Source organism: Coleofasciculus sp. G2-EDA-02 (assembly GCF_040226375.1).
In the GTDB taxonomy this organism is placed as follows: domain Bacteria; phylum Cyanobacteriota; class Cyanobacteriia; order Cyanobacteriales; family Coleofasciculaceae; genus Coleofasciculus.
Genome location: NZ_JAVKEW010000260.1, coordinates 1 through 24496 on the forward strand (window position 1 = coordinate 1; position 24496 = coordinate 24496).

Annotated in this window: 24 protein-coding genes, 3 pseudogenes and 1 riboswitch; of the genes and pseudogenes, 11 read left to right on the forward strand and 16 right to left on the reverse strand. The window is 45.5% G+C overall.

The genetic code is table 11. From position 1 onward, the window contains the following. Window positions 1–220: 220 nt before the first annotated feature. The 4 genes and pseudogenes from RLO19_RS29815 to RLO19_RS29830 form a co-directional block, all read right to left on the reverse strand. Window positions 221–1170: pseudogene (locus RLO19_RS29815) on the reverse strand (transposase); the annotation flags it as partial. Window positions 1171–1596: 426 nt separating this feature from the next. Continuing rightward, window positions 1597–2865, reverse strand: a complete 1269-nt coding sequence (locus tag RLO19_RS29820; protein ID WP_446361301.1) for a hypothetical protein — start codon at window positions 2863–2865, stop codon at window positions 1597–1599. Next, window positions 2866–3099: a hypothetical protein gene (locus RLO19_RS29825; RefSeq protein WP_446361230.1), complete on the reverse strand. Its 234-nt coding sequence runs from the start codon at window positions 3097–3099 to the stop codon at window positions 2866–2868. A gap of 130 nt (window positions 3100–3229) precedes the next feature. Beyond that, the gene (locus tag RLO19_RS29830; protein WP_446361232.1) at window positions 3230–3487 is read right to left on the reverse strand and encodes a galactose oxidase early set domain-containing protein; all 258 of its coding nucleotides are present in this window, start codon (window positions 3485–3487) and stop codon (window positions 3230–3232) included. On the opposite strand from RLO19_RS29830, the pseudogene RLO19_RS29835 reads away from it, so the two are divergent. Continuing rightward, a pseudogene (locus tag RLO19_RS29835) lies at window positions 3478–4496 on the forward strand (transposase); the annotation flags it as partial. The gene RLO19_RS29830 and the pseudogene RLO19_RS29835 overlap by 10 nt on opposite strands. Here RLO19_RS29835 and RLO19_RS29840 read toward each other — a convergent pair. Together RLO19_RS29840 and RLO19_RS29845 are read right to left on the reverse strand one after the other, a co-directional pair. After that, window positions 4477–5526 (reverse strand): hypothetical protein, encoded by a 1050-nt coding sequence (locus tag RLO19_RS29840; protein ID WP_446361234.1) that lies wholly within the window; start codon window positions 5524–5526, stop codon window positions 4477–4479. The pseudogene RLO19_RS29835 and the gene RLO19_RS29840 overlap by 20 nt on opposite strands. A gap of 112 nt (window positions 5527–5638) precedes the next feature. Next, window positions 5639–6271, reverse strand: coding sequence for a hypothetical protein (locus RLO19_RS29845; RefSeq protein ID WP_446361235.1), 633 nt, complete (start codon window positions 6269–6271; stop codon window positions 5639–5641). A gap of 15 nt (window positions 6272–6286) precedes the next feature. Here RLO19_RS29845 and RLO19_RS29850 point away from each other — a divergent pair, with 15 nt between their 5' ends. After that, window positions 6287–6625 carry a hypothetical protein gene (locus tag RLO19_RS29850; protein ID WP_446361237.1) on the forward strand — a complete coding sequence of 113 codons (339 nt, stop codon included), beginning with the start codon at window positions 6287–6289 and terminating at the stop codon, window positions 6623–6625. A 564-nt stretch (window positions 6626–7189) separates the two neighbouring features. Here RLO19_RS29850 and RLO19_RS29855 read toward each other — a convergent pair. Then, complete coding sequence (locus tag RLO19_RS29855; protein WP_446361239.1) at window positions 7190–7405, reverse strand: hypothetical protein; 216 nt, start codon at window positions 7403–7405, stop codon at window positions 7190–7192. Window positions 7406–7514: 109 nt separating this feature from the next. After that, window positions 7515–8292 (reverse strand): annotated as a pseudogene (locus RLO19_RS29860) (ISKra4 family transposase). A 491-nt stretch (window positions 8293–8783) separates the two neighbouring features. Here RLO19_RS29860 and RLO19_RS29865 point away from each other — a divergent pair. The 3 genes from RLO19_RS29865 to RLO19_RS29875 all read left to right on the forward strand — a co-directional run bounded on the left by RLO19_RS29865 (window position 8784) and on the right by RLO19_RS29875 (window position 10398). Then, complete coding sequence (locus RLO19_RS29865) at window positions 8784–9293, forward strand: hypothetical protein (RefSeq protein WP_446361241.1); 510 nt, start codon at window positions 8784–8786, stop codon at window positions 9291–9293. Window positions 9294–9812: 519 nt separating this feature from the next. Next, a complete protein-coding gene (locus RLO19_RS29870; RefSeq protein WP_446361243.1) occupies window positions 9813–10148 on the forward strand; it encodes a DUF6883 domain-containing protein in 336 nt (111 codons plus the stop codon). 10 nt (window positions 10149–10158) lie between these two features. After that, window positions 10159–10398, forward strand: coding sequence for a DUF4926 domain-containing protein (locus RLO19_RS29875; protein ID WP_446361245.1), 240 nt, complete (start codon window positions 10159–10161; stop codon window positions 10396–10398). A gap of 13 nt (window positions 10399–10411) precedes the next feature. Here the strand turns inward: RLO19_RS29875 and RLO19_RS29880 are convergent, their stop codons facing one another. Further along, window positions 10412–10792, reverse strand: a complete 381-nt coding sequence (locus tag RLO19_RS29880) for a hypothetical protein (protein ID WP_446361247.1) — start codon at window positions 10790–10792, stop codon at window positions 10412–10414. A 163-nt stretch (window positions 10793–10955) separates the two neighbouring features. Between RLO19_RS29880 and RLO19_RS29885 the strand changes: the two genes are divergently transcribed. From RLO19_RS29885 to RLO19_RS29905, 5 genes are all read left to right on the forward strand, one after another. Then, on the forward strand, window positions 10956–11738 hold the full coding sequence (locus RLO19_RS29885; protein WP_446361249.1) for a ParA family protein: 783 nt from the start codon (window positions 10956–10958) through the stop codon (window positions 11736–11738). A 17-nt stretch (window positions 11739–11755) separates the two neighbouring features. Further along, window positions 11756–12892: a ParB/RepB/Spo0J family partition protein gene (locus RLO19_RS29890; protein WP_446361251.1), complete on the forward strand. Its 1137-nt coding sequence runs from the start codon at window positions 11756–11758 to the stop codon at window positions 12890–12892. Window positions 12893–13015: 123 nt separating this feature from the next. Beyond that, window positions 13016–15217, forward strand: coding sequence for an AAA family ATPase (locus RLO19_RS29895; protein ID WP_446361253.1), 2202 nt, complete (start codon window positions 13016–13018; stop codon window positions 15215–15217). 137 nt (window positions 15218–15354) lie between these two features. Beyond that, window positions 15355–15882, forward strand: coding sequence for a hypothetical protein (locus RLO19_RS29900; protein WP_446361255.1), 528 nt, complete (start codon window positions 15355–15357; stop codon window positions 15880–15882). A gap of 36 nt (window positions 15883–15918) precedes the next feature. Further along, entirely contained in the window at window positions 15919–16125 is a 207-nt protein-coding gene (locus RLO19_RS29905; RefSeq protein WP_446361257.1) for a hypothetical protein, read from the forward strand. A gap of 114 nt (window positions 16126–16239) precedes the next feature. Here the strand turns inward: RLO19_RS29905 and RLO19_RS29910 are convergent, their stop codons facing one another. The 6 genes from RLO19_RS29910 to RLO19_RS29935 form a co-directional block, all read right to left on the reverse strand. Further along, window positions 16240–16632 carry a response regulator gene (locus RLO19_RS29910; protein WP_446361259.1) on the reverse strand — a complete coding sequence of 131 codons (393 nt, stop codon included), beginning with the start codon at window positions 16630–16632 and terminating at the stop codon, window positions 16240–16242. A 512-nt stretch (window positions 16633–17144) separates the two neighbouring features. Beyond that, window positions 17145–18176 carry a hypothetical protein gene (locus RLO19_RS29915; protein WP_446361261.1) on the reverse strand — a complete coding sequence of 344 codons (1032 nt, stop codon included), beginning with the start codon at window positions 18174–18176 and terminating at the stop codon, window positions 17145–17147. Between the two features lie 206 nt (window positions 18177–18382). Next, a complete protein-coding gene (locus tag RLO19_RS29920; protein ID WP_446361263.1) occupies window positions 18383–19060 on the reverse strand; it encodes a hypothetical protein in 678 nt (225 codons plus the stop codon). Window positions 19061–19577: 517 nt separating this feature from the next. Next, window positions 19578–19961, reverse strand: coding sequence for a helix-turn-helix domain-containing protein (locus RLO19_RS29925; protein WP_446361265.1), 384 nt, complete (start codon window positions 19959–19961; stop codon window positions 19578–19580). 75 nt (window positions 19962–20036) lie between these two features. Further along, a complete protein-coding gene (locus RLO19_RS29930; protein WP_446361267.1) occupies window positions 20037–21101 on the reverse strand; it encodes a hypothetical protein in 1065 nt (354 codons plus the stop codon). A gap of 208 nt (window positions 21102–21309) precedes the next feature. Beyond that, window positions 21310–22422 (reverse strand): ParB/RepB/Spo0J family partition protein, encoded by a 1113-nt coding sequence (locus RLO19_RS29935; RefSeq protein ID WP_446361269.1) that lies wholly within the window; start codon window positions 22420–22422, stop codon window positions 21310–21312. 333 nt (window positions 22423–22755) lie between these two features. Between RLO19_RS29935 and RLO19_RS29940 the strand changes: the two genes are divergently transcribed. Beyond that, window positions 22756–23133 carry a helix-turn-helix domain-containing protein gene (locus RLO19_RS29940; protein WP_446361303.1) on the forward strand — a complete coding sequence of 126 codons (378 nt, stop codon included), beginning with the start codon at window positions 22756–22758 and terminating at the stop codon, window positions 23131–23133. A 444-nt stretch (window positions 23134–23577) separates the two neighbouring features. On the opposite strand, the gene RLO19_RS29945 is transcribed toward RLO19_RS29940, so the two are convergent. After that, window positions 23578–23859, reverse strand: a complete 282-nt coding sequence (locus RLO19_RS29945) for a hypothetical protein (protein ID WP_446361271.1) — start codon at window positions 23857–23859, stop codon at window positions 23578–23580. A gap of 508 nt (window positions 23860–24367) precedes the next feature. Next, a riboswitch (guanidine-I (ykkC/yxkD leader) is annotated at window positions 24368–24485 on the forward strand. Window positions 24486–24496 lie beyond the last annotated feature (11 nt).

A 24496-nucleotide genomic window follows, 5' to 3' on the forward strand; every position in this document is an offset into this window, starting at 1 on the left:
CAAAGAGGTGGCAAGAAGCCAGAGACGGCACAGCAACTTTTGGATTGGTCTTTATGGACTTACCTGGATTATTGGATGGGATTTTTGTCGAGCTATTGTTGAGAAAATTATGGGCATTAATCGCTCGAAACTCCCTTATTTCTGGAGTTTAGACTACGAAAAATTAACCCAGCTATAGCCCGATGCTGAGAAAGAAGGAAAATTACTAAAAAATTAAAGTTTAAGATGCTTTTTTCGACCGTTTTTTGTGCCGTATTTTACCTTTTTTAACCACAGGGTAACGAGTTCTTTTAGTACGTTTGTTCCCCTCAGCCCAACAGGCGAGACTTTCCACGGGGTTTGGGAGCAACAGCGGGTGTACCAATCTCCGGCAAAAGTAATGAAATCGACTGAGCTACCCGTCCAGGAGTCAAGTTCTGTTGGGGTTTTTGCCATGGGAGATGATACTGTGCGACTAAATCTTTTGCTAGCCATAACTCCCAAGTCATAATTGGCATTAAATCACTCCACCGTTCACATTGATGGGGAGTGATCAGTTGAGGAACTGTCCAATGTAGTCGCTGCTTCAAAAAGCGATACCAATGATCAACCGCTTTCTCGGCGCAAATATTTTCGCCAAATCTGACCAAGAGGAGGTATGGACTGACCAACCCACACTAACCATAAAGGTTTAGACTTGGACTGTGATGATGTAGGATTGAGTCGTTCAACTAAAATTAACTGCATTGGAGTTGAAGCACTGCCCGAAAAGTGTAGATCTTGCCACCAACGGACTCGAAGTTGCCCCAGTTTGGCATCCTCAACCTCAATAGTTTCAGTAGCTTCCCACCAAGTTGAAGAATCATTGAGCTTAAATTTTTGACCGTGTTTTCTCGGTCGTCCCTTGCCTGTATATAGAGGAGGCGCTGCATACAAACAACGATTAGAACGAATCCTCATCAAAAAATCGGCTTCTACATCTGTTGTTTGATTGAGAAATGAAGCATTGCCATACTCGCTATCTAGTAATATGATAGGACGTTTTGGTAAATGTTGACACACTTGTTTAATCTGCCAAACGGCTTTGCTGATGGGATTTTCCCAACTCGTAATCCGTTCATGTCTGAATGGTAACGCCCAACTCCCTTCATCTTCTGGTATCCAAGCAATTGTACTATATCCTTGACCTAACAGAGTCCAGCTCGCCATCGCCCTCAGGTTGAGGGTAAACTCAAAAACTCAACTCTGCCACACCTTATAGGTTCAAGGAGAGCGTCCGAGCGATCGCGCTGTGTTGATACTCCACTACAACGATTGACTGCTCTACTCATTGAGCTACTTGATCACGGCTTAAACTGAAGTTTCCTGTTGACAAATTGCTACACCGTATACCTATCTTGGCTTAGGACGATTGGTTTTTTAGCTTCACTCTTGTCAAATCAGGCTCAGAGTAGGGATTGAGTTCCCTGTAGTACATGTGGACGGTGGCAACTTCAGTGATATAGGGAGGTCTAAAAATAGCCTGGGCACACTCGCCGATATGACTTGATTCCCTTTCCCACATTACTGCGTGAACGGCGAGCGCACCCAGGCTGATTAATAAACTCAACACAGACCTCATAGTCTAAAGTCCAGTTGGAAGCACATAAACAGCAGTCCAGCGTCCTTTTCTGGCACTTTGCTGGGTATCTCTCCATAGCTGATTCCCCGGCGGACAATGCGATGCATCTTTTCCTCTTCTAGAGGGACGGGCGTGGCAACGAGGTCTTTGTTTCCGGTATCCCCACGAGGATTGACCTTGCGAATGTGGGCGAAGAAGGGACACTTGGAACCTTGCAGATCCCCTGCATAATTAAAGTTGTTATCTAAATGCTTTTCTGGATCCTTTGGTTCAGCGGAGACGACTGTTGGTTGTCCATCGTGGATGCGTCCCATCGTGTACCCTTCTACTAACTTTACTTGTTGGGTTTGTTCCGGTGTTAGCTCCAACCTCTCCCTCCACTCTGGCAGCGTCTCAGGTGGACTTTTAGGGTCTTTGGGGTTTTTGTTCAGGAGCGGCTCCCGCAGTGGTTTCCCGTCAAAATCCTGCGTCAGTATGTTACCTTGTTCATCTTTAACCACTGATGGTTGCGTAACTATCCCTAGCTTTCGGGCTAGATTGACCACATCTCTGTTCCAGCCTCCGACGTTCTCCTCCAGTTTGCGGAACACTAAGAAGCTGCCGTAACTCTCCTGTTTGTTACCCAAGGGATCTTTGAACAAAACCAAGCCTAGGGATGCGCGGGGATCCCAATTGTCAAAGCCGCTGTTATGTTCTCTTTCCCTGTCAATATCGCGCTTAAGAAACAGCGGTTGACTGACTCCATCTCGGAATCCGAAGTGCTCGATCTCTTCAAAGTGTTCATCTCTGAGGACGTAACCGATCTCCTCGTGGATAACGTCGCTGATGTGACCGAGCTCTTCTTTTACAAGAGCTAATTTTTCTGTCAATTGAATAGGCACATCACGCAGCAGCTCCGGTTGCTGCTGCTCTAACCTCTTTAGCTCGTCGGTTCTGGAACCTACTGCTTTATCAGCTGCGAGCAAGACAAGAGCATGAAATTCATTGTTTTTAAACTCAGCATCCCATTGATTGGAATCGTCGCCGAGTTCATTCTGCATGTTGGCATCTTGCATTCCTTGCTGAAATGCGTCTCCTCCGTCTTCACGGGGCAACTGATCGTAGGTATACCCTAAGTGCATGTAACCAGCCCTTGTCAAGAAGAAGTTGGCAAATACTTTGGCGGGTATGTCTTTGCCGGGTACTTCTTGGTTCTGCCGATACAGCTTTGCCTGCTTGGCTTGCTCCAGTGCTGAGGTGACATACCTGTGAGTAAAACTGCCAATTTATTGCTTAGTTTTTTCGATGTCCTTCTGACCCTGCTCGGCGTCCTGCTCGTCTTTCTTGAATTTCAAGAACAAATAAACTGCATGGTTTCGTCCATGTGATTTGAGGATGTTGCCTTGTATCTCTTTTAACAGGGGTTCATAGTCTTTAACCTCATCAAAAGGGGTAACAATTTCGATGATTTCGTTGAGGTCAATTTTCTTGGCGTCAGTTTTCTCGTTTTCAGTCGTCATAACTAAGTCCTTACATCAGGTTTACCTAAATTTGTCTGTGTGAGAGTCAAACTGGGAGATATTTGGAAGCTAGTGAGTTGAAAGAACTACGACAAATATCTCCTTTGTAAAAAAATGAAAGACAAGGCAATTAGCTAGCTGTAGCTGTAGGTGTAGGTGTAGCTGTAGTTGTACCTAATTGCACGATCTTGGCGTGGGAGGGTTTCCCAGCAGCATTGACGTAGAACAGCATGTAATAGCCGGGTGGGGTAAAATGGGCGTCGGTCTTGGCGGGAGCGGTGAAGGAAATAGTAGCTGTGCTAAGAGCCGATTTGTCATTGTATTTCGTGTCGAACTTGAGATCTACCAATCGTTGACCATTATCAAAGGAGTGGGTTACCGGTACCACCGGCTCAAATCGCCTTAGTCATTATTATACAAGCCTATACCGGGGTCTCCGATGACGAAGCCATCGAAGCGATGATAATGGACAGAAGATGGCAGTTAGTTTTAGATTGTCTGGAGTCCGAAAAAGCGCCCTTAGGCAAAGGAACATTAGTGCGATTTCGCGCCGCAGCAATGGCTAAAGGATTAGACCGCAAGCTGGTTGAAAAAACCGTAAAAATGGCAGAAGAAAAAGGAGGATACAGTTCACGTTCTCTGCGAGTTGCTCTTGATTCAAGCCCCTTATGGGGAGCGGCGCGAGTTGAAGATACCTACAATCTCTTAGGTCATGCTCTGCGAAAAGCCTTAGAAGTGATTGCCCGTCATCAACAACAAGATTTAGCGACAGTAGCCCAACAAGTCGATGCAGAAATCCTTACTCAAACTAGCTTAAAAGCTGCCTTGGATTTGGATTGGGATGACCCGGAAGCCCGTTCTCAAGCTTTAGCGAAAATCCTACAAACCCTGAACGAGGTGGAGACCTGGGTCGAACAAAGCCTAAATCCGGATGAAACAATCACCGCTCAAGTCAATCAGAACTTAGCCACCGCTAGACAAATTGAAGATCAAGATGTTGAGGCAACACCCAAAGAATTACACATCGAACGTGCTTATTTAACCTGCCATTGGGTCAAAGAACGCTCGGAAGATTTAACGATTATCTGCAAGGCTTGGCGAGTCTTTCGATTCATCCGGATGAGTCTATGCTACAAGAACTGCGGCAAAGCCAATTGACAGCCGCCGGACGCGCCCGATTGCGGCAGCGAGTTACGGTGGAACATTGTCTGGCTAAGATTGAACAATGGCAGGGCGACCAAGCTCGCTATCTGGGGCTGCGTAAGAATCTGTTTGACTTACGACGAATGGCGGTTGTCCATAATCTTCATGTTTTAGCCCAGTTGTGGGCGAGGGGTTCATCCTTAATACAGACTTCGGATGATTTGTCAACTAGCTCTACTGGACTGGCTCTCTAGCGCCTATTTTGAGTCGTCCCCCAGCCAACAGTTTGTTTCTATCCTTAGTATCGATAACCCCTAAAATTTTGTCGCCAATTTTAGCCACAGGAACCGAGGATGTCCTACCGCTTTTTGTCGTCGTGGTTTTGAAGTCAATCGTCAGAGTAACAGCTTGCCCAGAAAAGTCATGTCCGGCAAAATCATGCTGTCTAAGCTGACCGATTTTAATCCGGTTTCCTGGGGACGTCGTAGCAACGAGGGTGGCACTTTCAGCAGGGATTAGAGTTCCTTTGCCCATCGTACCAATCGGAAGTTGATAATCCTTTTCCGAAAAAGGACTCACTTGCTTACCATCGACGACAAGTATCCGCTTCCCCCAGTTGGAATGGTGGTTCCTCGTTTCCAGTTCAACGGAAAATTCGATGTTTTGATGATTTAATGACTGACCCCATTCATTGGTAGGGTGGTGTATGCCGGATAGGGTGAGAGTGCTAAATTGAAACTCCCGGGCGCGATCGGCGACAAGTTCTGGGAAAATGTTAAACGCGGCACTAGCCCTACTATACTGTTCATACCCTTTTTGGTCGCTAGAGTGAGTACTATGCCAGATGGCGGCTTGGAGTTGGTCTTGTTCGTGGGCGTGGTTGGTTCGTATCCTGTGGGCGTAGGTTATCGCTTCTTTGAACTTGGCGGCGATTTGTTCTGGGGTGATCCCCTGTTGGAGTTGAATTTTAGCGCCTTTGAGAATCATCCCATCTCGCAACCCCTGTTCGTTGACACAATTGAAGCTAACCGTACCCAGGGGTAACCAAGCAGAAGTAGGATGACCTTGGCTATCGAGAACTTGGGCTTCAGCCATGAGTGGGTGCGGCGTTTTCGAGGTTCTGTGGGGGTTGTCAGTCAGGCGGATGGTGAGGAATTTGCTAGTCCAAACGTTGGGATGATTGTATTGGATAAGATTCGTGAGGGTAATTGACTTGCCCGATGTGGCTGAGGTGGCAATTAGTTGAGGACCCGGTTCATGTTGAGCTTGGTTCTTTAGTGCCACGGCACGGGCATAGAACGAATTGTAGGTGCTGACGATTTCCTGGGCAAGGCGTTCCTGGTGTTGGGTGTAATTTTGGTCAAAAAAGTTGGCAAATTGATGGGTGGGAAGGGATTCAAGTAGTCTCCAGGACGAGGTCGTATCCTATTCTAACATGAGTTTGTCCTCCAGATAACTGGGTTATTTTAGGCTGACCCAGGGTTTCCAGTTGGCGACTGGGGGCTAGGGTTCCTTTAGCAATGCGATGAACGTTGTTATTCTCTTGAGGCTTGATACCCAGGCGGAATTGGAACGGAGTCGTGGTGTTTCCTGTTAGTTCTTGAGCGAGGTCTGTTCTTATCCGCCCATAGCAGTCACCAACCAGTTTTTTGCCCTGGGAAAGCAGGATAATATCTCCGTTTTCACCGGTTTCGTCATCGATGACAAGGATGCGAAGATTTTGTAGTTCTTTAAAATCTTGGCAAGGGGTGAAAATGAGAGAGCCGTAAGCTGCCCCGTCGCTCATTTTGGGATAAACTTTTTCCCTCACTTCATCTGAAGCAAAGTAAACTTTGAGTCCGTTGGAAAATTGAAGACTCATCCCCTCTAGGCGTTGTAAGTCCTCAGGAGTTGTCCTCTGTTCATAGATATGTCCGATGGCAAATTTTGTATCGGCAAATAAATATTCAGCCAAGGAGTTGTTGAGTTCTTCTTTAACCCCGGTGTCAATCTGGAGTTTTGTGTCAAAATGGTTAAGGGTAATTGTCATACTTAATTGGAGAATATGTCAGAGCTAGAGCGTTGGATTGCACAAGATTATTACGCCGATGGACAGATGAAACTGTCTACCCGCGAACGGATGTTACGCCATGGTTTAAGTAGGGAAGAGATTGACCAAATTGAGCAAATTTGGATTCGTCATGGTGAAATCACATCGTCGTATCCAATTCCTGATGACGGACAATCGGCGTTGTCTAAGCCTATGCCGATGCAAGGTTTAGATTTAGAAGAGGCGTTGTCTCAGGGTTTGATTGAAGCTGATGAGATTGAATACCAGACGCCGATGAAATACGAACCGAAGTTTTATTCAGAAGCGGAAATAGCGTCTTGGGAAGAGTTTTAGAGAGGCTGTCATTGTATCTTGAGGCGGTATCTTGAATAGATGCCGCTTGGTGGTGTGGAATGTATGCATGGAGGTTATCGAGTCTATCAGCATCTTCAGTGTAGTCTTCGGCAAAGTTATTGGAATTTTTGTTTTCTATCTTTTGATGGATATCAAGGGGCAGATTTAGGCATAGAAGTTGAAGGAAGCTGATTCAGGTTATGGGTTAAAGATAACTTTTATCTCTCTATCTTTGGGACTAACTCGTATGGGGGTTGAATTGGAGATGATTTGAGGGAGATAAAATGGGAGCATCCCATTTTGGAAAAGAGAGAAAAGCTATTCGCGATTATAACTCGCGAATAATTGCTTAACCTAAATATTTAAATATCTTCTTGCTCAGAGTCAAAAGAAATATCTAGTAAGCTATTTTTAAGAGAATCAATTGTTTTTTGTAATTCGGACACTATCGTTCTTCTGGCGACAGACATCACAGAAGCTACATGGGCTTCACTTCCAGCCTTGCCTAAATGCTTATATTTACTTAACTTGGGTGGGTCACTTGTTCTTGTAAAAGTGGGTAAACTAGCTTGTAGTTTGTAGTACCAGTAAACTTTTTGGGACTGTCGGACTTTCTGGACGGGCTACCCAAGCATCTTCCGGGGCGAGTTTTCCTTGACACTCAAAGAAATTTTGGTAGGTTTCGAGACTAGCAATTGCCGTCTGCAAACGAGTTATTCTTTCCAGCTTATCTTGTTGTGACTTCCTGGAAACTATAGAAGCCCATTTTTTTATCTCCATGACGATATATTCGCCATTCTAACTCGCGAATCTATCAAAAATGGGCGGTATTTCAAGTCCTTATATCAATTTTCTGTAAAGATGCGCTTAATAATTAGGATAATTGGTATTAAATAGCCAGTTGACCGTTTAAATAAGCACAACGAAGTTGTAAAATGTTAGCCACGTTCTTTTTGAGCCACTGGGCGCCAGTTAGTTTAACACGATGGCTGATTTGTTTGACGGCTGATTCCACCGCTCCGCTGCCAATTGAACAAATTTGCTCTTGTTGATAAGATTGATAATTGATTAACCTTTGACGGTGCTTGTTCAGATAGCTAATAAAATTGTTTCCTCCTAGGGGTTGAGCTGACTTCAACAACTTTATCGCCTCGGATGCCTGTCCCGTCCACAGGTCAGCTTCTAACTCGTCTTTGATAGATTTTTTTGTTTCTATGATAACCCTTGTTTTAGATCAGGAAGTGGTAATTCAATTTGGTTCACTTTTCGATGCTGAGTTGAGTGACCAACTTTTAGCCCCGTTAACAGATATAAGTCACTCTCGGCATTTTGATAGGATTCATTGGCGCTTAAAAGAAGACAGCATTTTTCTAGCAGGGGGATATGGCGTGTATAGGCTTCTATCCCTAAAGCATCTGCTTGTTTTTTGGTAATCTTCAGTTTCCCCAAACAGCTTTTTAAGGTTCGGGTTTTTCCGCGTCTGGTCTTGGTCTTTTGGGTGATAAAAAAAGGGCGATTTGGGGACTGACGTGTTCTAATATCTGGTTCCTGACTGTAATCTCAATGTCAGCTAAGGTTTCCAAACTGTCTGTATCACTATTGTTGTACAGAATCTCACTGGCTCGTTTTAAACAAGCTTCCAGTTCTAGGCGTTCGGCTTGGTTCATGAGTAAACTGTGTGAACATTTACCTCGCTAATTATGCCACCTTAAGTCGTTCAATTATACTCTAGCAATCCTCTTTGAGTTGTGACAGGTGAAAAACTTGAAACCCAAGTATAAGAGAGCGCTCACTCCTTACCCTATCTCCTCTTATGGGCTTTTGTTTTTCTCTAATATTTTCCCCACACCCCACACCCCATACCCCACACCCTGCCTACCTTTGACGCGAGCTTGTCACCCCTTCAGGATTCATCCTCTTCCCCATCCCCAATTCGGTCACACAACGAGGTCACACAACGAGAGCCAACATCATCATTTTAATTCGCGATTTTTAATCGCGAATTAAAAATTTACTCTTCCCGCCTATTTGCCAAAATGGGATGCTCCCTATAAAATGGCATAACCCAATTTAGTGAAACTTTTAATTCACGATATTTAGAAATAAAAATGATATAGGATTACTCCAGATAATAGCCAGCCTATTGTCGGTAAAGTTTTTGTCTGGTTTATTGGTTTTAGGGATTATCATTGGTGTCTATTCTGGCACAAGGTTGAGGAACAGAGAAGATAATCTCTATAAAAATATCACCCAACTGTCGAGTCAAAACACAAGAGACAAGAGTCAGGCTCTCGTCGCTTTATTTAAGGAAGAAAAGCTACTCAGTCATTCAACTCGTCCTGACAACGATGAAAAGTTAGACCTTATTTATCAAGAAATTTTACAGGTAGATCCCAAGAACGTTGACGTTTATATAAGAATGGCACGGCGTAATTTGAAACAAAGCCAAGCAATTCGGTACGAAAGTAAGACAGAGGCAGAAAAATTGAAGCAACAAGGAACAAGGAACTTGGAGACAGCTAGAAAGCTTTATCAGGAGAAAGGGTGGAGTAGCAAGGAAGAGCAAACAGCTAAATTGATTGAAGATATCAACAATGGCGTAGCGTCGTATAATTGGTGTTTTCCTACGACGTTAGCCGATCCCCTAAGGGCAAAATGTGGTAGTTAATACTAAGTAGGTGGACTTTCATTAAAGTTAATGGTTGAGATTAGGGAACAGGGAACAGTAAGGGTTTGAGGGTGATTGACAAAACTTAATGCAGTGCCGTTTTCTTTTGTCCGACTACTTACAAGGTTGGTTCATTTCTGCGAGGCTGCACTAGAATGAGGTGAAGCGGTAACTTGGCGCTGGTTGGCGGGGGAAATTTGTGCGCCATGGCGCACAAAGTGGCGATTGACCAAAATCGGACTTTGTTTGGCGTAGAATAACAATCAGAATCGCGATCGCTAAAATAATCGCTGGGAGTGACTCCCCGTTTTCTATGGGCGTGGGGTCAAGTGGGGTGATTGGTGATATTGTTGAGCTTGTTGGAGTCAGTTGGTTTTAAGACATCGTAGGTATCTCCATTTCGGTTGATACTCCAGAATGCCGCAAGTCCAATAGAAGATGGATAAGCTTTATTAACATTGCGCCCACTACAACCAACTGGATTAATACCCCAAGCGTTAAATTTGAGTGTTTCAGAGCATGAAGTTACCCAATGGAGACAGAGTACAACTGGGAGATAAACTTGAGCGGTATTCACTGAATATGCAGCATCCGAAGGGTAAAGACAAAGCCATCATGTTTAGAAACAGGCTGGGGATTACGCTAGAAAACAAAGAATTATTAGAAACGGCTCTATTAGAATCTGCTGTCAATAATGAGGCAACCCTTCACAAAAAGGATGAGTATGGGACTCAGTATGACATAAAATTTTTGATGACGACAGACGTGGGAAGCTCTTTGGTACTTGGATGTTGGATCATTCGCACAGGTGAAGAGTTTCCGAGACTAACGAACACCTATCCTGTAGATCAGTGAGGATACAACCATGAATTTTAAGGAATATGATGTTGTTGCCTTAACCGAAGAAATTCAGGCGATCCATAAAGAAACTCAACAGCCAATCCGACTAATACCTGGGCAAGTCGGCACTATCCTGATGGATTTTGAGAGCCGAGCCTATCTTGTTGATTTTGCTGATGCTCAGGGTAAAACCTATGCTATGGAAACCATCCCCGGTGAAAGGTTGATGCTCCTTGTCTATGAACCGCTTCTAGCTGTTGCCTAACATTGAAATGAACCTACAGTTCAATGTCGGCGCGAAATTTTACCTCAGGGGGCAGGGTATCGAAGCCCACATCTTCCAGACTTAAAATGGCTTGTTCGACATCTTCATTAGTCAAGGGGACATTCACTAAAGTCGTGAGGAGATCGTGAACCCCTTGATACTGATTAGCCTGATAATCAATCCAGTAATTCTCAAAGGCGATCGCGTCGTAAAAAGCCATCAGAACTTCGGTTAACGGCTCAAATGGAAAGCGATCGCGAATAGTCTTCAAGGCTCGCAACAGACTATCTGCGTAGACAGCCCCTATGAGTGTACCCCAGTAAAGTTGGATTTTCTGTACTAGCTGAATAGACAGAGCAAATTGTCTGGGAGAAAGAAGATGTACTTCTGGCATAGTCATTCCCATCAATAATACAAGACTATCTTTATTTGCCCAAAGATTGCCGAACTTCCTGTCAAAGACACCGAAAGCCTTCTGATTAAATTTTCGTCGCGGCTACTTCCCCCAGATCATATATCGATATATGATGCTCCAATAGCACTCAACTTGCCTAGATATGCAAATTCGACTGGCGGTAATCAGCAATGCTGGTGGCAGTGGAAAAACCACACTTTCAGTTCATCTGGCTTATGAACTAGCAAAGCGCAGATTCAAAGTAGCGCTCATGGATCTCGATCCCCAAGGATCACTGACCCTCTTTTGTGGGTTAACACCACCTGAACCCGAACAAACACTAGCGGCTGTACTGAACGATAATTTTGATGGCTCTTGGCCTCTAATTCCGTGCTGGACAAATCACATCGACAACGTTGCCATCTGCCAAGGAGGAATGATACTGACCCAAACCGCAGATGAACTTGTCTTACATAAACGGGGAGCCTACCTATTAGATGACAGCTTAACCGACCAACCCCTCGAACACGATCTAATTATTTTTGACTGTCCAGCCACTTTGGGTCCTCTACCCTTGATGGCATTAGCTGCCTGCACCCATATCGTAGTTCCCGTGCAACTCGAACCCAAATCCGTTCAAGGAGCGGCTCGTTTACTGGAGTGGTATTACTATCACATAAGACACCTGCGCCTCAAACCCCAACCAGAGATTTTAGGATTTGTACCCTGCCAATATGACCGCAAAAGAGCCGTTCACCGACAGCTTAATCAGTCATTGCCACTTGAGTTAGAACAGATGGGTATCCGTACCTTTCCAGCTATTCGCAATAGTACTGAATTTGCCAATGCTAGTGGACAAGGATTACCCTTACATCTTCACCGCCCTTCACATTCAGCGTTGGCTGATTTTAAAGAAATCGCTTCCTCTTTAGCATCAATAATTTGAATGGTGAATGAATTATTATGAGTAACGGTAAAGCACCTGACTTAACCAGTTATTTTTCAGCCGCCAAGCAGTCTCAACAGCTATCAGAAGCCGAAGAGGAAATTCAGCGTCTCAAGGTAGCAATTGAAGAACTCCGGGCGGCGGGTTCAAACGAATTAGAAACTCAACTCGCTGCCCTGCGAGAGCAATTGGAATCAACCGCAGGCATTTTGTCCATTCCCATCGAACAAATTCAGCCAAACCCAGAGCAACCCCGACAAACCTTTTTAAGTGAGAGTGTCGAGTCCATGTCCCGCTCTTTGGAGAAGGATGGACAACTTGAACCAATTATTTTAATGAGGCGAGGTGATTTAGTCATCTTTGATGGGGAACGGCGCTGGCGCAGCGCTAGAGCTTTGGGTTGGCAAAATCTCCATGCCGTGATTATTTCCGAACCCGTTGCCTTGCACCGGAAAGCACTACTAACATCGTTACATCGAGAAGACCTCAATCCCTTGGATAAAGCTGAGGCAATTGTACGAGAGTTAGCGGATAATACAGATATAGAGGCGGCAGACATTCCCCGGATTCTCAATACAGCCGTGCGACGATTAAATGCCCAAAAACGCATGAGTCAAGTTGTTGAACTGATGACAGCTACGGAGGATGTCCAACAGCAGGGTCTAGCGGACTTGGGTTTAGAGGAGCGAGAACAGGCGGTGTTAGGACTCCTGCTGGATTTACAGCTCAATCCCGCCTCAGTTGATGCCAATATTTTCCCGATGTTAGGTTTAGCATCTGACCTGAAAGCGGCAGTTCGGGAATCGGGACTTAAAGGAGTGCATGGGATGGCGCTGGCTAAACTTAATGGGAAAAACTTAGGGAAAACGGAGGACGAAGCTCTTGCTATTCGAGTTCAGGTAACCCAGAGGGTTATTGCGGAGAAATTGTCTGCCACGAAAACCCGAAAATTAGTCAACGAAACTATCGCATCTCAGGCGAAAGAGGATGTCAAGTTGTCCCAAAACATCAAGCAAGTTGCTAAAGTGACCGGGAATTTGCAAAAGCTTTCCAGCGAAACCCTGGCTGCTGCTGAGATAGATCAACTCACTCAATTGCAGGAAATCCTGAAACAAAAATTGGCAGAAATAGAAGAGATTGTCAAGGTTAAATAATTTATTAAAGTGTCCGCAAGTGGGTAAGTTTGGGTAAGTCTTATGTAACGGTTGCTTTATACTGGCAAATACCCATAAGGATGCAGTTGAAGACCAACTGGTTTGATAAGGAGGGCTAACTACATGGAAAAAGAGGCACCCCTCGCCGCCTTAATGCGTCCCCGCACCCTTGATGAATTTATTGGTCAAGACCACATCATCGGACCGGGACGCCTGCTGCGCCGTGCCATTCAAGCTGACCAGTTTTCCTCCCTCATCTTTTTTGGTCCACCGGGGACAGGAAAAACAACCCTGGCTCTTCTTATTGCCAATACTACCCGCGCTCACTTCATTGCGATTAATGCTGTCCTTTGTGGGGTCAAAGACATTCGCGAGGCAATTTCTACGGCTCAATCCCGCAAAAAGGAATACAATCAACGTACTATCCTATTTGTGGACGAGGTTCACCGCTTCAATAAATCACAACAAGATGCTTTACTACCTTGGGTGGAAAATGGAACAGTTATCTTGATTGGCGCAACCACAGAAAATCCTTACTTTGAAGTCAACAAAGCTCTTGTCAGCCGTTCTCGCATTTTTCAGCTTAAACCCCTCAATGAAGCTGACTTACGCCGCGTCCTTGAGCAGGCACTAACGGAAACAGAACGCGGTTATGGCAAGCTATCTGTCAGAGTCGAGCCGGATGCGATCGCCCATTTCGTTAATGTTGCCAATGGTGATGCTCGTTCATTGCTCAATGCCTTGGAACTGGCAGTGGAGACCACACTTCCTGATGCCGATGGTGTCATTCACATTACACTGGCTGTGGCGGAGGAATCTATTCAGCAGAGGGCAGTACTCTATGACAAAGAAGGAGACGCCCACTTCGATACTATCAGTGCCTTGATCAAAAGTTTGCGCGGTTCCGACCCTGATGCCGCTTTATACTGGCTAGCTAAGATGATTTATGCTGGAGAAGACCCCCGCTTCATCTTCCGGCGAATGTTAATCTTAGCCAGTGAAGATGTGGGACTCGCTGACCCTAATGCTGTGGTGGTGGTTAATGCCTGTGCCAATGCCTTTGAGTGGGTAGGGATGCCGGAAGGACGCTATCATTTGGCTCAAGCTGCACTTTACCTTGCCAATGCTCCCAAGTCTAACAGCGTCATGGGTTTTTTTGATGCCCTAGCGATGGTTGAAAAGGAACGGGAGGCGGAGATACCAAATCACCTTAAGGATGCCAACCGCGACAAGAAAGGATTGGGACATGGAGCGGGTTACCTTTATCCTCATGCCTACCGCGACCATTGGGTGGCTCAACAGTACTTACCGAGGAATCTACAGGGACAAGTGTTTTATCAACCCTCAACCCAAGGGTTTGAAGGGGAAATTAAGATGCAGGTGCAACGGAGGAGGGAAGCGCAACTGGAAGCCGTGGCAGAGGGCGTTTTTGTCTCACCGATTGAAGTGCTAACAACTGGACCGACTCACCGCACAATTGACCGTTGGTTGCAGCGCACGTTGAGTCAGGGGGGTGAACAGTTGGAGAAAGTACGCGATCGTATTTTCACTCTGGCTCAACTTCAGCGTCACCATGTTGTTTTGGACTTGAATGCTGGAAGCGGTTTACTGACCTTTGAAGCGTTGCGTCAAGTACCAGAAGGGGGAGTTTATGCCTGTAGGAGAACATCGGCGGAGGCTCTTGCTTTACAAGAACAGGTGGCAACGCTTCCGGAACTCCAACGTCCTGTGGTGCTAACGGCTACTTTAACCCAGTTACCAGATGTTTTAGCTACCCAAATTTCAGATATCCGATTTGACTGTATGATCGGGCGCAATGCGTTCATCCATGAACCGGATAAATCAGCAGCAGCTCAACGATTAGTTCAATTGCTGCAACCGTCGGGAGTTTTGGTACTAGCTGAAACGATACCACGCTATACGCAACGACTTTATCGTTTGCTCGACTCGTCGAAGCTGAATACTGATTTGTACCAACGCTTAGTGGCAGCAGAAGAGGCGATTTACAGGGACAAGTTAGATCCCATGGTGAATTGGGACGCATGGGATTTAAGACAGGCTTTGGAGTCGGTAGGGTTAGGGGTTGACGTGGATGAGAATCGGACATTTACCCAAATGCAGATTACACCCGCTTTAATTGATCGCTGGTTTACGACGACTTCTGCAACCAATCGACCCTCTTATGCCGCGCATTTGGCAAAGAACCTTACCAAGCAAGAAATTCGTGTTATCAAAGAGCTATTCATCCGCTCTCTACTCTATCAAACCGTGGATTGGGAGAGTGTCATTGTTTTTGTGCAGGCTTCGTTTTGGTCAAAGCAGTAGTAAAAAAAAGAGAGCAGTTTAGGCAATTCTCTACTCCTACAGAGGAATTCGCGCGATCGCTCTAGAGTTTAACAGAAAACAGCAGGCGTTATGGTATCACCCGAACAAGGTCAATTGGTTAAGGAGATAAGAATGAAATGAATGGATTGATTGTATTGGTTCCCTATAGTAGCGGACAGGAGTTTTACTCAGACGTAGACGTTGAATGGGGAGAACTCCCAGAAGAAGACGATGACATTGAGTCAGACGAAGTGGAAGAATTAATCGCCTATCTCCCCGTTTACGTTGAAACAGAGGATGAAGCGTTAGGGTTAATGGCGGTTGCCTACGCAGCTTGTGTAAACTACAGGTATGTCGCTTGTCCATCAAACTGGCAGACAGATCAAGAATGGCAAGAAAGAGGCTATCCAGGAACCCTCGAGGCTCCAGGTGTAGACTTGCCCAACACAGAAGAAGCTTTTGAAATTCCTGAACCGGGTGATTGTTTTTGCTGTGGTAGTCTGAGCGATTATGAGGTTATAACACCGCAACAAATGGTAGAACAGCTTAAGCAAAACCCGCAGCAGTTTGTAATGACGTTTTTGGATGATGATGAGTCGCTATGGCAGCAGTTTGATGACTGGTCAGTACGAATTTTAAATTATCCCCTTTTTACGAAAAAATAAGGTTATTTCTTCGTAAAATCTTAATTGCTAACTCCAATGTGTATCGCTCGTCACCACGCTGAATGGCTCTCTCTCGTTGAAGCATCGGGTTCGTTTTTGAACCTACCTATATTGGTCAAGGCGTTTCCTTCTGGGCTGAATGCTCATGAACCGGAACAGTTGAAGGTATTGCGGTTAGCGAAGAATTGCAGGATTCTCACTATGGAGTACGTCCTGACAAAGCCATTCATCGAGCTTGGGTAGAATTCGTCTTACGGCAGACATTGGAATTGCCAAATGAGGTATTGTTATACGGGCAGCCTGTTCCTCCGGGATTACAGATTGCGATCACTCTTTTTTTCCCTAGAACTCTACTTCTCACACTTTGACATTATACCGGGGAATACTTAAAGAACGAGCTTTCCCATTCTCATCCCGCCAACGTTGGAGATAATAATTCCCCCGTGGCTCAATGAATCCCCCTGGTGTTTTCCGAGACAGATGGGACTTGTGTTTAAAATAATCATTAAAGGCTTGTTCTAGCTGCTCTAGGGTAAAGGGTTTGGGCAGAAATCGAAATGCCCCTTCTGCCATGATTTCTTGCAGCACTTTATCACTACCATACGCTGAAATCACAATTTTACCTACAGGATATTTCAGGTTATTAATTTGCCGCAATAAATCTATCCCATCATAAATCTGATTTTCCACTTTTATTTCCTGAGCCGCACTATGGCGATACCTGGAGGGCATCCGTAAATCTGTCACCACTAAGTCAATCTTACACCCTAGAAAACGACGTCCTGCTGAGGTTTCTTCCCATTCTGTATACGTGGATAAAAGTTGTAACCCTTCTTTACCATTACTAGCAAAATAAAAGAGATATCGTTTATCGTTCTCCTACTGGAGTTGAATGACATCTCGGAGGTCTTCATCATCCTCCACAATCAGAACTTGTTTGACCATCGTTGTGTTTATTTATCACAAAATTTATGTCCAGGTACTTATTCTTTAGGATACCGTCAAACGTTCACACTCTACCTTAGAAATGGCAAAAACACTCTCCCAGACAGGGATTTGGGATTTAGGGTTACTCGGTTTGCGATCGCGCTCTATCTTAGCTGTGGCTGAAATGCGCTCACCGACAGAAATTGGCGGTTTCTGATTACTCCCTAGTGCAAGAAGGCAGGAGGCAGGAGGCAGAAGGGAAGAAGGCTTATACAATAAGACTTTACACGTTTTTTAACTGGAGAGTTACTTCCGCCGCGCTGGTCTAGCGATCGCTATTTCCCAAACGTCCCAATGTCGCTACCTGAATCACCTCCCTGACAAGTCTGTAGATGAGGACAGGTTTGACAGATTACGGTGTCCGCATCATCAATGTTTAAGGAGCGTAGAGCATTAATTGTTAGGTTGCGGGAGCAGTTGCTCCGAATTCGGGGTATGGCAGGAATGCGGGGTAATTCGTCAGATTTAGCACGACGCTTGCGTCCAAAGGAGTCTATGGTTAAGCCATCATGACGCGCTTCTAGGTCAGTCCAAGTTTTGAGAGTGGGGACGGTGGGATTGCGGTGTTCTGAGCTTAAGAATAGGATGCGCCGAGAGTTAAACAATGGGTTGTTAGTTAGTCCGCAATCATAGCTTTTACCTGTCCCAGTAGCCGATGAATCACAGATAAACCGGACTCCTTGGTTTAGGGTACGACTCCAAGCATCCAATCGTTGACCGTCTTGGTAGGTGATAGTTCCCGTTGGGTTGGCTGGTGTTGGTTCAGTTTCAACGGTTTCAACAGGGGCAAACCCGTAACGGGAGCGTCGTTGGCTGAGTTGAGCCAGACGGTTTTTCAGTTTGGGGAACCATCCCAGTAAGTCTTTAAATCCATGGAGTTTGATGTGGGGTTGGCGGATTAGTAGCTCGAATTGGGCGACGGTGATATATTGAATTTCATCAGAGCGTCCAGCGATGAGCAGGTCGTCAATGTCTAAATGTTCTTCTTTGGTTGTTTGACCCCACCAAGCGACTCGTAGCTGATAACCCCATTGTTGCACGAGTTTAAAGGTGCTTCGATAGTGTCGCAGGACATGGGAGTTGTGAATCGCCCCGGCGTCGGGGTAGAAATCAATGGTTTTGGTATTGAGTTGAGTAGATAAGATATCGAGGGATTCTTTAAATTGTTGGGGTGATGAAGCAAAGTTACCTCCAGCCGCACCAAGGCAAGGTTGACCTAAGCGGGTGGCTACGATGTAAGGTTTGGGGTTAACACCTTCAGTTATGCCGATGCTGGAGCGCTGGATGTCACCTAGGGGACGCCACACGGCGATGGGGAGTTCACCGTTGGGTAGGTGAGCCGTGGGTCCATTGGGACGGAATCTCGAACGGCTGGTGGGCCACTTATATTTATGGTCGGTGGCGTTGTCGAAGCGAATTTGAAAGCCGATAATGCGCTCAAATACGTCAAAAATTGGGCAACCTATTCCCGGTTTGGAGACAGTGAGTTGGCGACCCCACAGGTCTATACCGGCTAATTGGGGGTTAATGTAGATAACATTTTGATAGGGAGCGATGGTGAAGTAGCAGGCGTGGTCAATTTCTGTGTCAGATAGACCCCGCTGTTGTTGTAAATGTTGGCGGTGAGCGCGGGAGAGTCCGACTTGTTGGGACAGTTTGCGGATAGCGCGATCGCTATTCCTCTAATCGCTCGCATCAATGGACATTTCTTTCCTTTGTGGACATAAGTGTAACCGTCAGCTTTCCAGATTAGCTCGAAATACTTCCAGTTGATGCTTTGCAGTTTTCCTTTAACTGTAGTCAAGTCAAAGACCCGACCGGCTCTCACTGTCACTCGTCCAACATGTGTTCCTTGATTCTTCCCGGTGGGGACAATGGCACGAACTATATCGCGTTGTTCGATTGGGAGTAAGCGATCGCATCGAGCCGCTTCTTCTTGAAGTCGTTTCCCTCGTTGTGCTGCTCTTTGTTGGCGTAATTGTTCCCACTCATCAGAGTTGCGTTCTTTTCCATCATCAACAGCCCACAGGAAAAAACCCAATATGTCCTCGCCGACACATTTGTAACCGGGTGCAGTGGTTACATCGTGGCGGCAGTGAATCAAATTGTTTTGCAGGTTTTCCCGACAGTCGGAGCGGGAGCCGTTACAGACTGGGCAGTTTCTTTTCAGGTAACGCCATGTAGATGCCATTATCTCACACTCTTCTTTTGTTAGCTACCCATACCCATCACCCTGGCAAAGTAGATGAGTTCTGGCTCTAGCCATTCCTTGCTGAATGGGACGGGATATGGTTTTTGTTGGTTGACTTAGAGTAGCAACTTGGTTTTTTGCAGTTTTGTAACCTTCGGTGGATCAAAACTGATCAATATGATCAGGCTTGTAACCTTGTCTGAAATGCTTGATATAGCAAGGTTTCAAAAAAAAAGCGTCGCACTTAGTGGAATGTAGTGTCGCACTCAGTGGAACGTAGTGTCGCACTCAGTGGAAGATATTAAGTCACTAAAAATACCTGAAATCCTTGTACAATAATGGTTACAAGCTTGTAACCCTGTACAAAATTGGGCTGCCCAATTCAGTGACCTGGGGCGGTTCGCGACGAACTGTCAACCCCCCAAAAGCGACCACCCCTAAAAAGATGGCGTGGTGAGGATGTCAATGTCGGAAGTCACTGATGTAGAATAGGCAGTTGTGACTCATTTATGGCAGATCAAGCGAGGATTTTTTGCAGCGCTACTTGGTCATCCTCTTTAATTCTTCGCCGTCCGCTTTCAACCAGTTTTACCCAACTGGTACTCTTCCCGATTAGGGACGCTAAATGAGCCTGTGTCCAGTGTTTGGATTGGCGAGCTTGTTTGAGTTCTGCCCCTGTTAGGTTGGTTGAACGGGTGCAGGGTTCAAAATGTGACTGTTCAGGTGGAGGAGTATTGGTCTGATTAGGTTTTTGAACGTTTATGGACTTACGCTTGTCAGAAGCCTTTTTAGCTGTCCTTGTTCTCTGATGTTTCAACTGTTTAAGTGCCGCCTCAATCCGGGTTGGGGCAGTAATCGTGATCACACCGTTGAGCCAGTCTGTGAAGAACCCATCGGGCATCCGGTTGTTTTTAGGAGCGGTTGCTACTGGATCTATCTGTACATCGTTTTCATCGGGTAAACTAGCCCAGCTTGGTCATAATGCTTCCGGAAATGATGGGTTAAACTGAATTCCAAACTGAATTTCTGTAAGAGACTCCAGAAGGCGATAGACTTGTTTAACGAAGCGTGAACATCTGCGCCTGTCCTTACTAATAGCCTCTATCTCTTGAGCAGACATCACCGCTGATAGCAATGACCGAATGCTGTACTTACCACTTGGGTGAGCGCGGCGGTTTTGGATCAGGTAAAGCGCTAGGGCAGCGGCTAACTTTTGCCGATTAGGGTCGAGGTTAAAGACAGCTTTATTGATGAATCCATATTGGTAGAGTGCTTTACTCTCCCGTTGCCCTTCTTTATTAAGGAAGTTGCGTGTCCAAAGTCCAGCTTGGACGCAGATGGCGGCTTCAAACAGTTCTTCTGGATTACCGAATATGGTGTTTTGATAGTATTCTTTGACGCTGACTATCCAGAAAGGGGAGCGTTCGATAATCGTCAGATTAAGGTTGCCTTCCTGCCATTGGATTTTTACACCAAGCGTACCTAAGATACAGGCTAGGTCGGTAACAGCTTTGAGCTTCTGTGATTTTTTAAGCTTATTCCCCCGATGCAGGCGCAACATCTTGATCAAGTCACTCCCCAAGAGTGTAAATGAATCTTTCCAAGGCTCTTGCTGCTGGGCAGCATAAGTGGCAAATATGGCATGTAACCGTGCAGCATGGACGCCGTATTGCTCTAAAATTTCTGGTTCGGCAAAGCTAGTGATGAATCCCGGTTGATGTTTTTGCTGGTTGAGGATGAAAAATTCGATGTAACGTCCCTTGCCAAATTGTCGTTGGAAGTAAAGGTGACCAGGACTGTATTCATGCCACTCCGGAGTTTTGAGAAATGCCTGGGTGGCACTAATCACTGGTGCTCCAGTTGCCATCATCTCGATCGCTTTGTGTGTAAAAAGTGGTGGTTCGGTCTGAGGTTGGTCTGTTGGTTTCCGGAGACGCTTATGGTTTTCTTGGGCTAGGGGTATCTCTAATCCGGAAATTTCTAGCTGTAATGCACCGAGTTGAGATTTTGTCGCTCCTCTACTATTATGTCCTGTTGACATTAATTTTGTCCTCTTTCAAACCGTTGTTTGGCGAACCGAGCCTTGAGCGAGATGTGGAGCAGCGTGAATGGGTAGAGAATTGATGGACTAAGATTGACAAGACTTAACCCGACAGTTGCCCATTGCCCCTGCCGTGATTGGTTTGAGTTGAGCTGAGCCATTGTTGGTTGTTCCGTAGAAGATTTGGCTGTCACTATGCACAGGGTTGTTAAACTGACTTATACGCTTCTGTCTCAAGATTGGCTTCTTTTGCCAATTCAGCAGCTTTTTGAAGCTGGTAGTGTGCCCAATCCACTACACTCATTCCGGCACGTCGGGCGGTGTCTTCAAAAAGTGGTTGTAAATTTGGAGAGAATGAGAGTGTAAGTGTGTAGTTTGTTGCTGGTGTTGCTTGAGACTTTGTGTCTAGTATTTGGCTCCACCGCTCCTGCCACCAGGCACATTCAGCTCCCCGTGTATCTGCATCTTTGTCTAAGAAGCTAAGCGTTCCTAAGCGGTTGCAGTAGAAGCTGTTATTTTCGATGAATTCCCCGCGATGTTGACAACTCCAGCAGCTACGCTTGAGAACATTCCCATTGCCGTTCAAGGTAGAGGTGGTCTGATTGAGTCTGTTGTCATTGCTGTTTTTTGTAGTTGTCGCTCTTTTTGGAGGATGTTTGAGGAGATTCCAAGCGGCGTCTATACTTTTTGAGTTTAAAGTTTGGCGCAGACTCTGAGCGGTTTCTAGATTGCCCAAATGGGTTTCATAATCAATGACATCAACGACTTTGGCGGCTTTGGAGTAGGTACGACCCGAACCTAATCCCACGAGTTTGGCGAGGCGATCGCGGGTTTTCCCTTTTGAACAAAGGTGTGGAAAATTTTCCACACCTTTCTCGGCGGGTTTACCGGGGGCAGATTTTTGTCCCGCTTTGCTCATGCGCTTTCTGGCTTTGGCTTGTTCGACACTTTTCCAAGCTTCGGCTTCTCGAACTTTTTGTTCTGTGGTTTTGGTGCGGGAGGCGTTTTCGAGTAATAGGGCTTCTAGTTCGGCTTCCTTTGTGGCAAATGTCCTTACCTCTACGGGAACGGTTGACCACCCCAGTTTGAGTACGGCTTTGGCACGCCGGTGTCCTGAGATTATCAGGGAGTTGGGAGTAATAACCAATGGTTTGACCCACCCAGACTGCCGAATGAGTTCAATTAATTCAGTCACATCCTCTTCGCCATAAATAGAGGAGTTGTATGGATGGGGTTTCAGAAGCCGAGGATCGACTTGGGAAAATACAGAGGGTGGGTTTTCCAGAGCCACCTCAGTTGATGAAGTCAGAGAGTTATCCATTTTTACCTATACGCAGGCAATGACCAAAAAGACATAAGGCTTTAGGGCAGGCGGCTCCAAGGAACGTTTTCACCCTCTGCCTTGGAGCCAATGGCAGTCGGTATCTGATGGGAGAATCCATAGCACTAACTTGCGGGAGTCGGCTTTGATGCCTACAATTAGGTAGGTGTAGCCATAAAAACGCTGTGGATCTCATTTGGAAGCAATGCTTCCATTGATGGAAGTAATGTTTCCAGATTAGTCGTGATTGGCACGTTTGCCAAGTCCTCAGCTCTTGTTAATTGGTGGTAGCTTGTTTTTGTTAGCAGTTGGATTGGTTGAAAGTTGGCGGCGGTGGAAGTTGCACATAAACCCGTTAATCAAGTGAGTCAAAACATGTTCGAGGGCAGACTAGCAGCTTTACTGATTGAGCTGAGAGCAGGTCGCTCGTTCAGAGAGTTTGCCGATTTAATTGGGACAACTCATACCAATGTCCGCCAGTGGGAGCAGGGAAGAGGTGAACCCCGCTTACGAGTGCTGACCAAAATTGCGGCTCTTAAAGGCTGGACACTCAATGAACTGCAAGCCTATTTGGAAGGCGAATCATTACCTAAGAGCAGTAGTAGCGTTCAACAGCTTATATCAGAAATACGGGGTCTTTCGTTCGAGGCGGCTGCTCAGGTAGCAGCTGTGGCTGTAGAAACGATGACAATTAAAGGAAACCAGGTTTAAGAACTCTGTTGCTTTTTTCCGTTTTATAAATAAACAACTAATATTAACAATCAAAAATTATATACCTATATCAGGGTAAAGATTACATTTGAATTTTTGTTAGTGATTGGCGTTTTTGTATCGCTACTTTGGCATAAATCTACGTACCCATCACCACTAACCCGATAAATTGGGAGCATCCACTACTTATGTAGAGTTTTTGAAAGTGTGAACGCTAAAACTATTATGGTATAAGGCTTTCGTTCAATTGTAGTATATATACGCTAACAAGTCGATTTCAGTAGGCGAATGCCACTCGCTCACTCTTGCTTCCCTAATAAGTGATTATCATTCTCATCATTTTATAATTCTTTAAGAAGCTATAAGTCAAGTAAGGCGTGATTTCAGATTTTATTAGGTTTTTTGTTTTCAACAAATCAACGGAGACTCAAATAGATCGATTTGTTATGTGCCTCGTGTGATTTGCGCTGGAATCGACGAATAGACTGGACGGCCGTTACGTGCGACACCAGGACGAAGTTGAATGTATTCTGTACCCATGGTTTCAGCGCGTTGCCATTCATCTTCGGTGATTTCATTTTTTCGGGCTTCCAAGCGATCATAATCATCGGTGAGGAAATCAGCAATGATCGGATGAAAGCCAGTCCACCGTTGGATCAATTTGGGTCCAGGAATCAGATCTTGATCGTAATCCTGTGATTTTCTGTAACAATTTACCGTTAGCAATCGAGTTCCTATCGACAGATTGTATTGATGGACGAAGTTATATGGAAAGCGAAGCAGCGCTACGCAATCCAGTTCATCCGTGTATGCACAGATCAGAAGCGGAGTTATTGAAACGACAACAGCGGCGCGGCTGTCACCGTATTGTAATTGTTCTTTGATGTATATTCGCTGTGGCCAACCTACACCGAAGAATGCGAGTACGGACTTCCAGATGCCGGACAAACCGTACAAATCCGGTCTTAGTACGCGGAGTTTAGTATGCGAGAGTGTAATATGACCAGGATCAGAGGCACAGGTCGTATCGTCGAGCGTTCGTGTTCGGTTTCCGGTATTCATGTCAAACGAGTGCTGCGAAGCGCAGATCGCACAAAAAAGATGAGTTGACAATCAGTGGGATGTACGATCCCACATTCCGCACTTCAAGTTAAAGTACAAAAAACTACATGGCTAAACAGTAGTTATTGATACAGCATATCTCTGGAGAGGGTAATACTTTGTGAGGCAAGAACTAAATCGTCTCTAGGGTTCCGGTTTCATCATCACGAGGTGAAATGTCTGGACCAAGAGAGACAGGTTATCAAGCTTGAAGATTGATAACCCCACGGCGGGATAAAAGCCCGGGAGAACTCAGTAATTC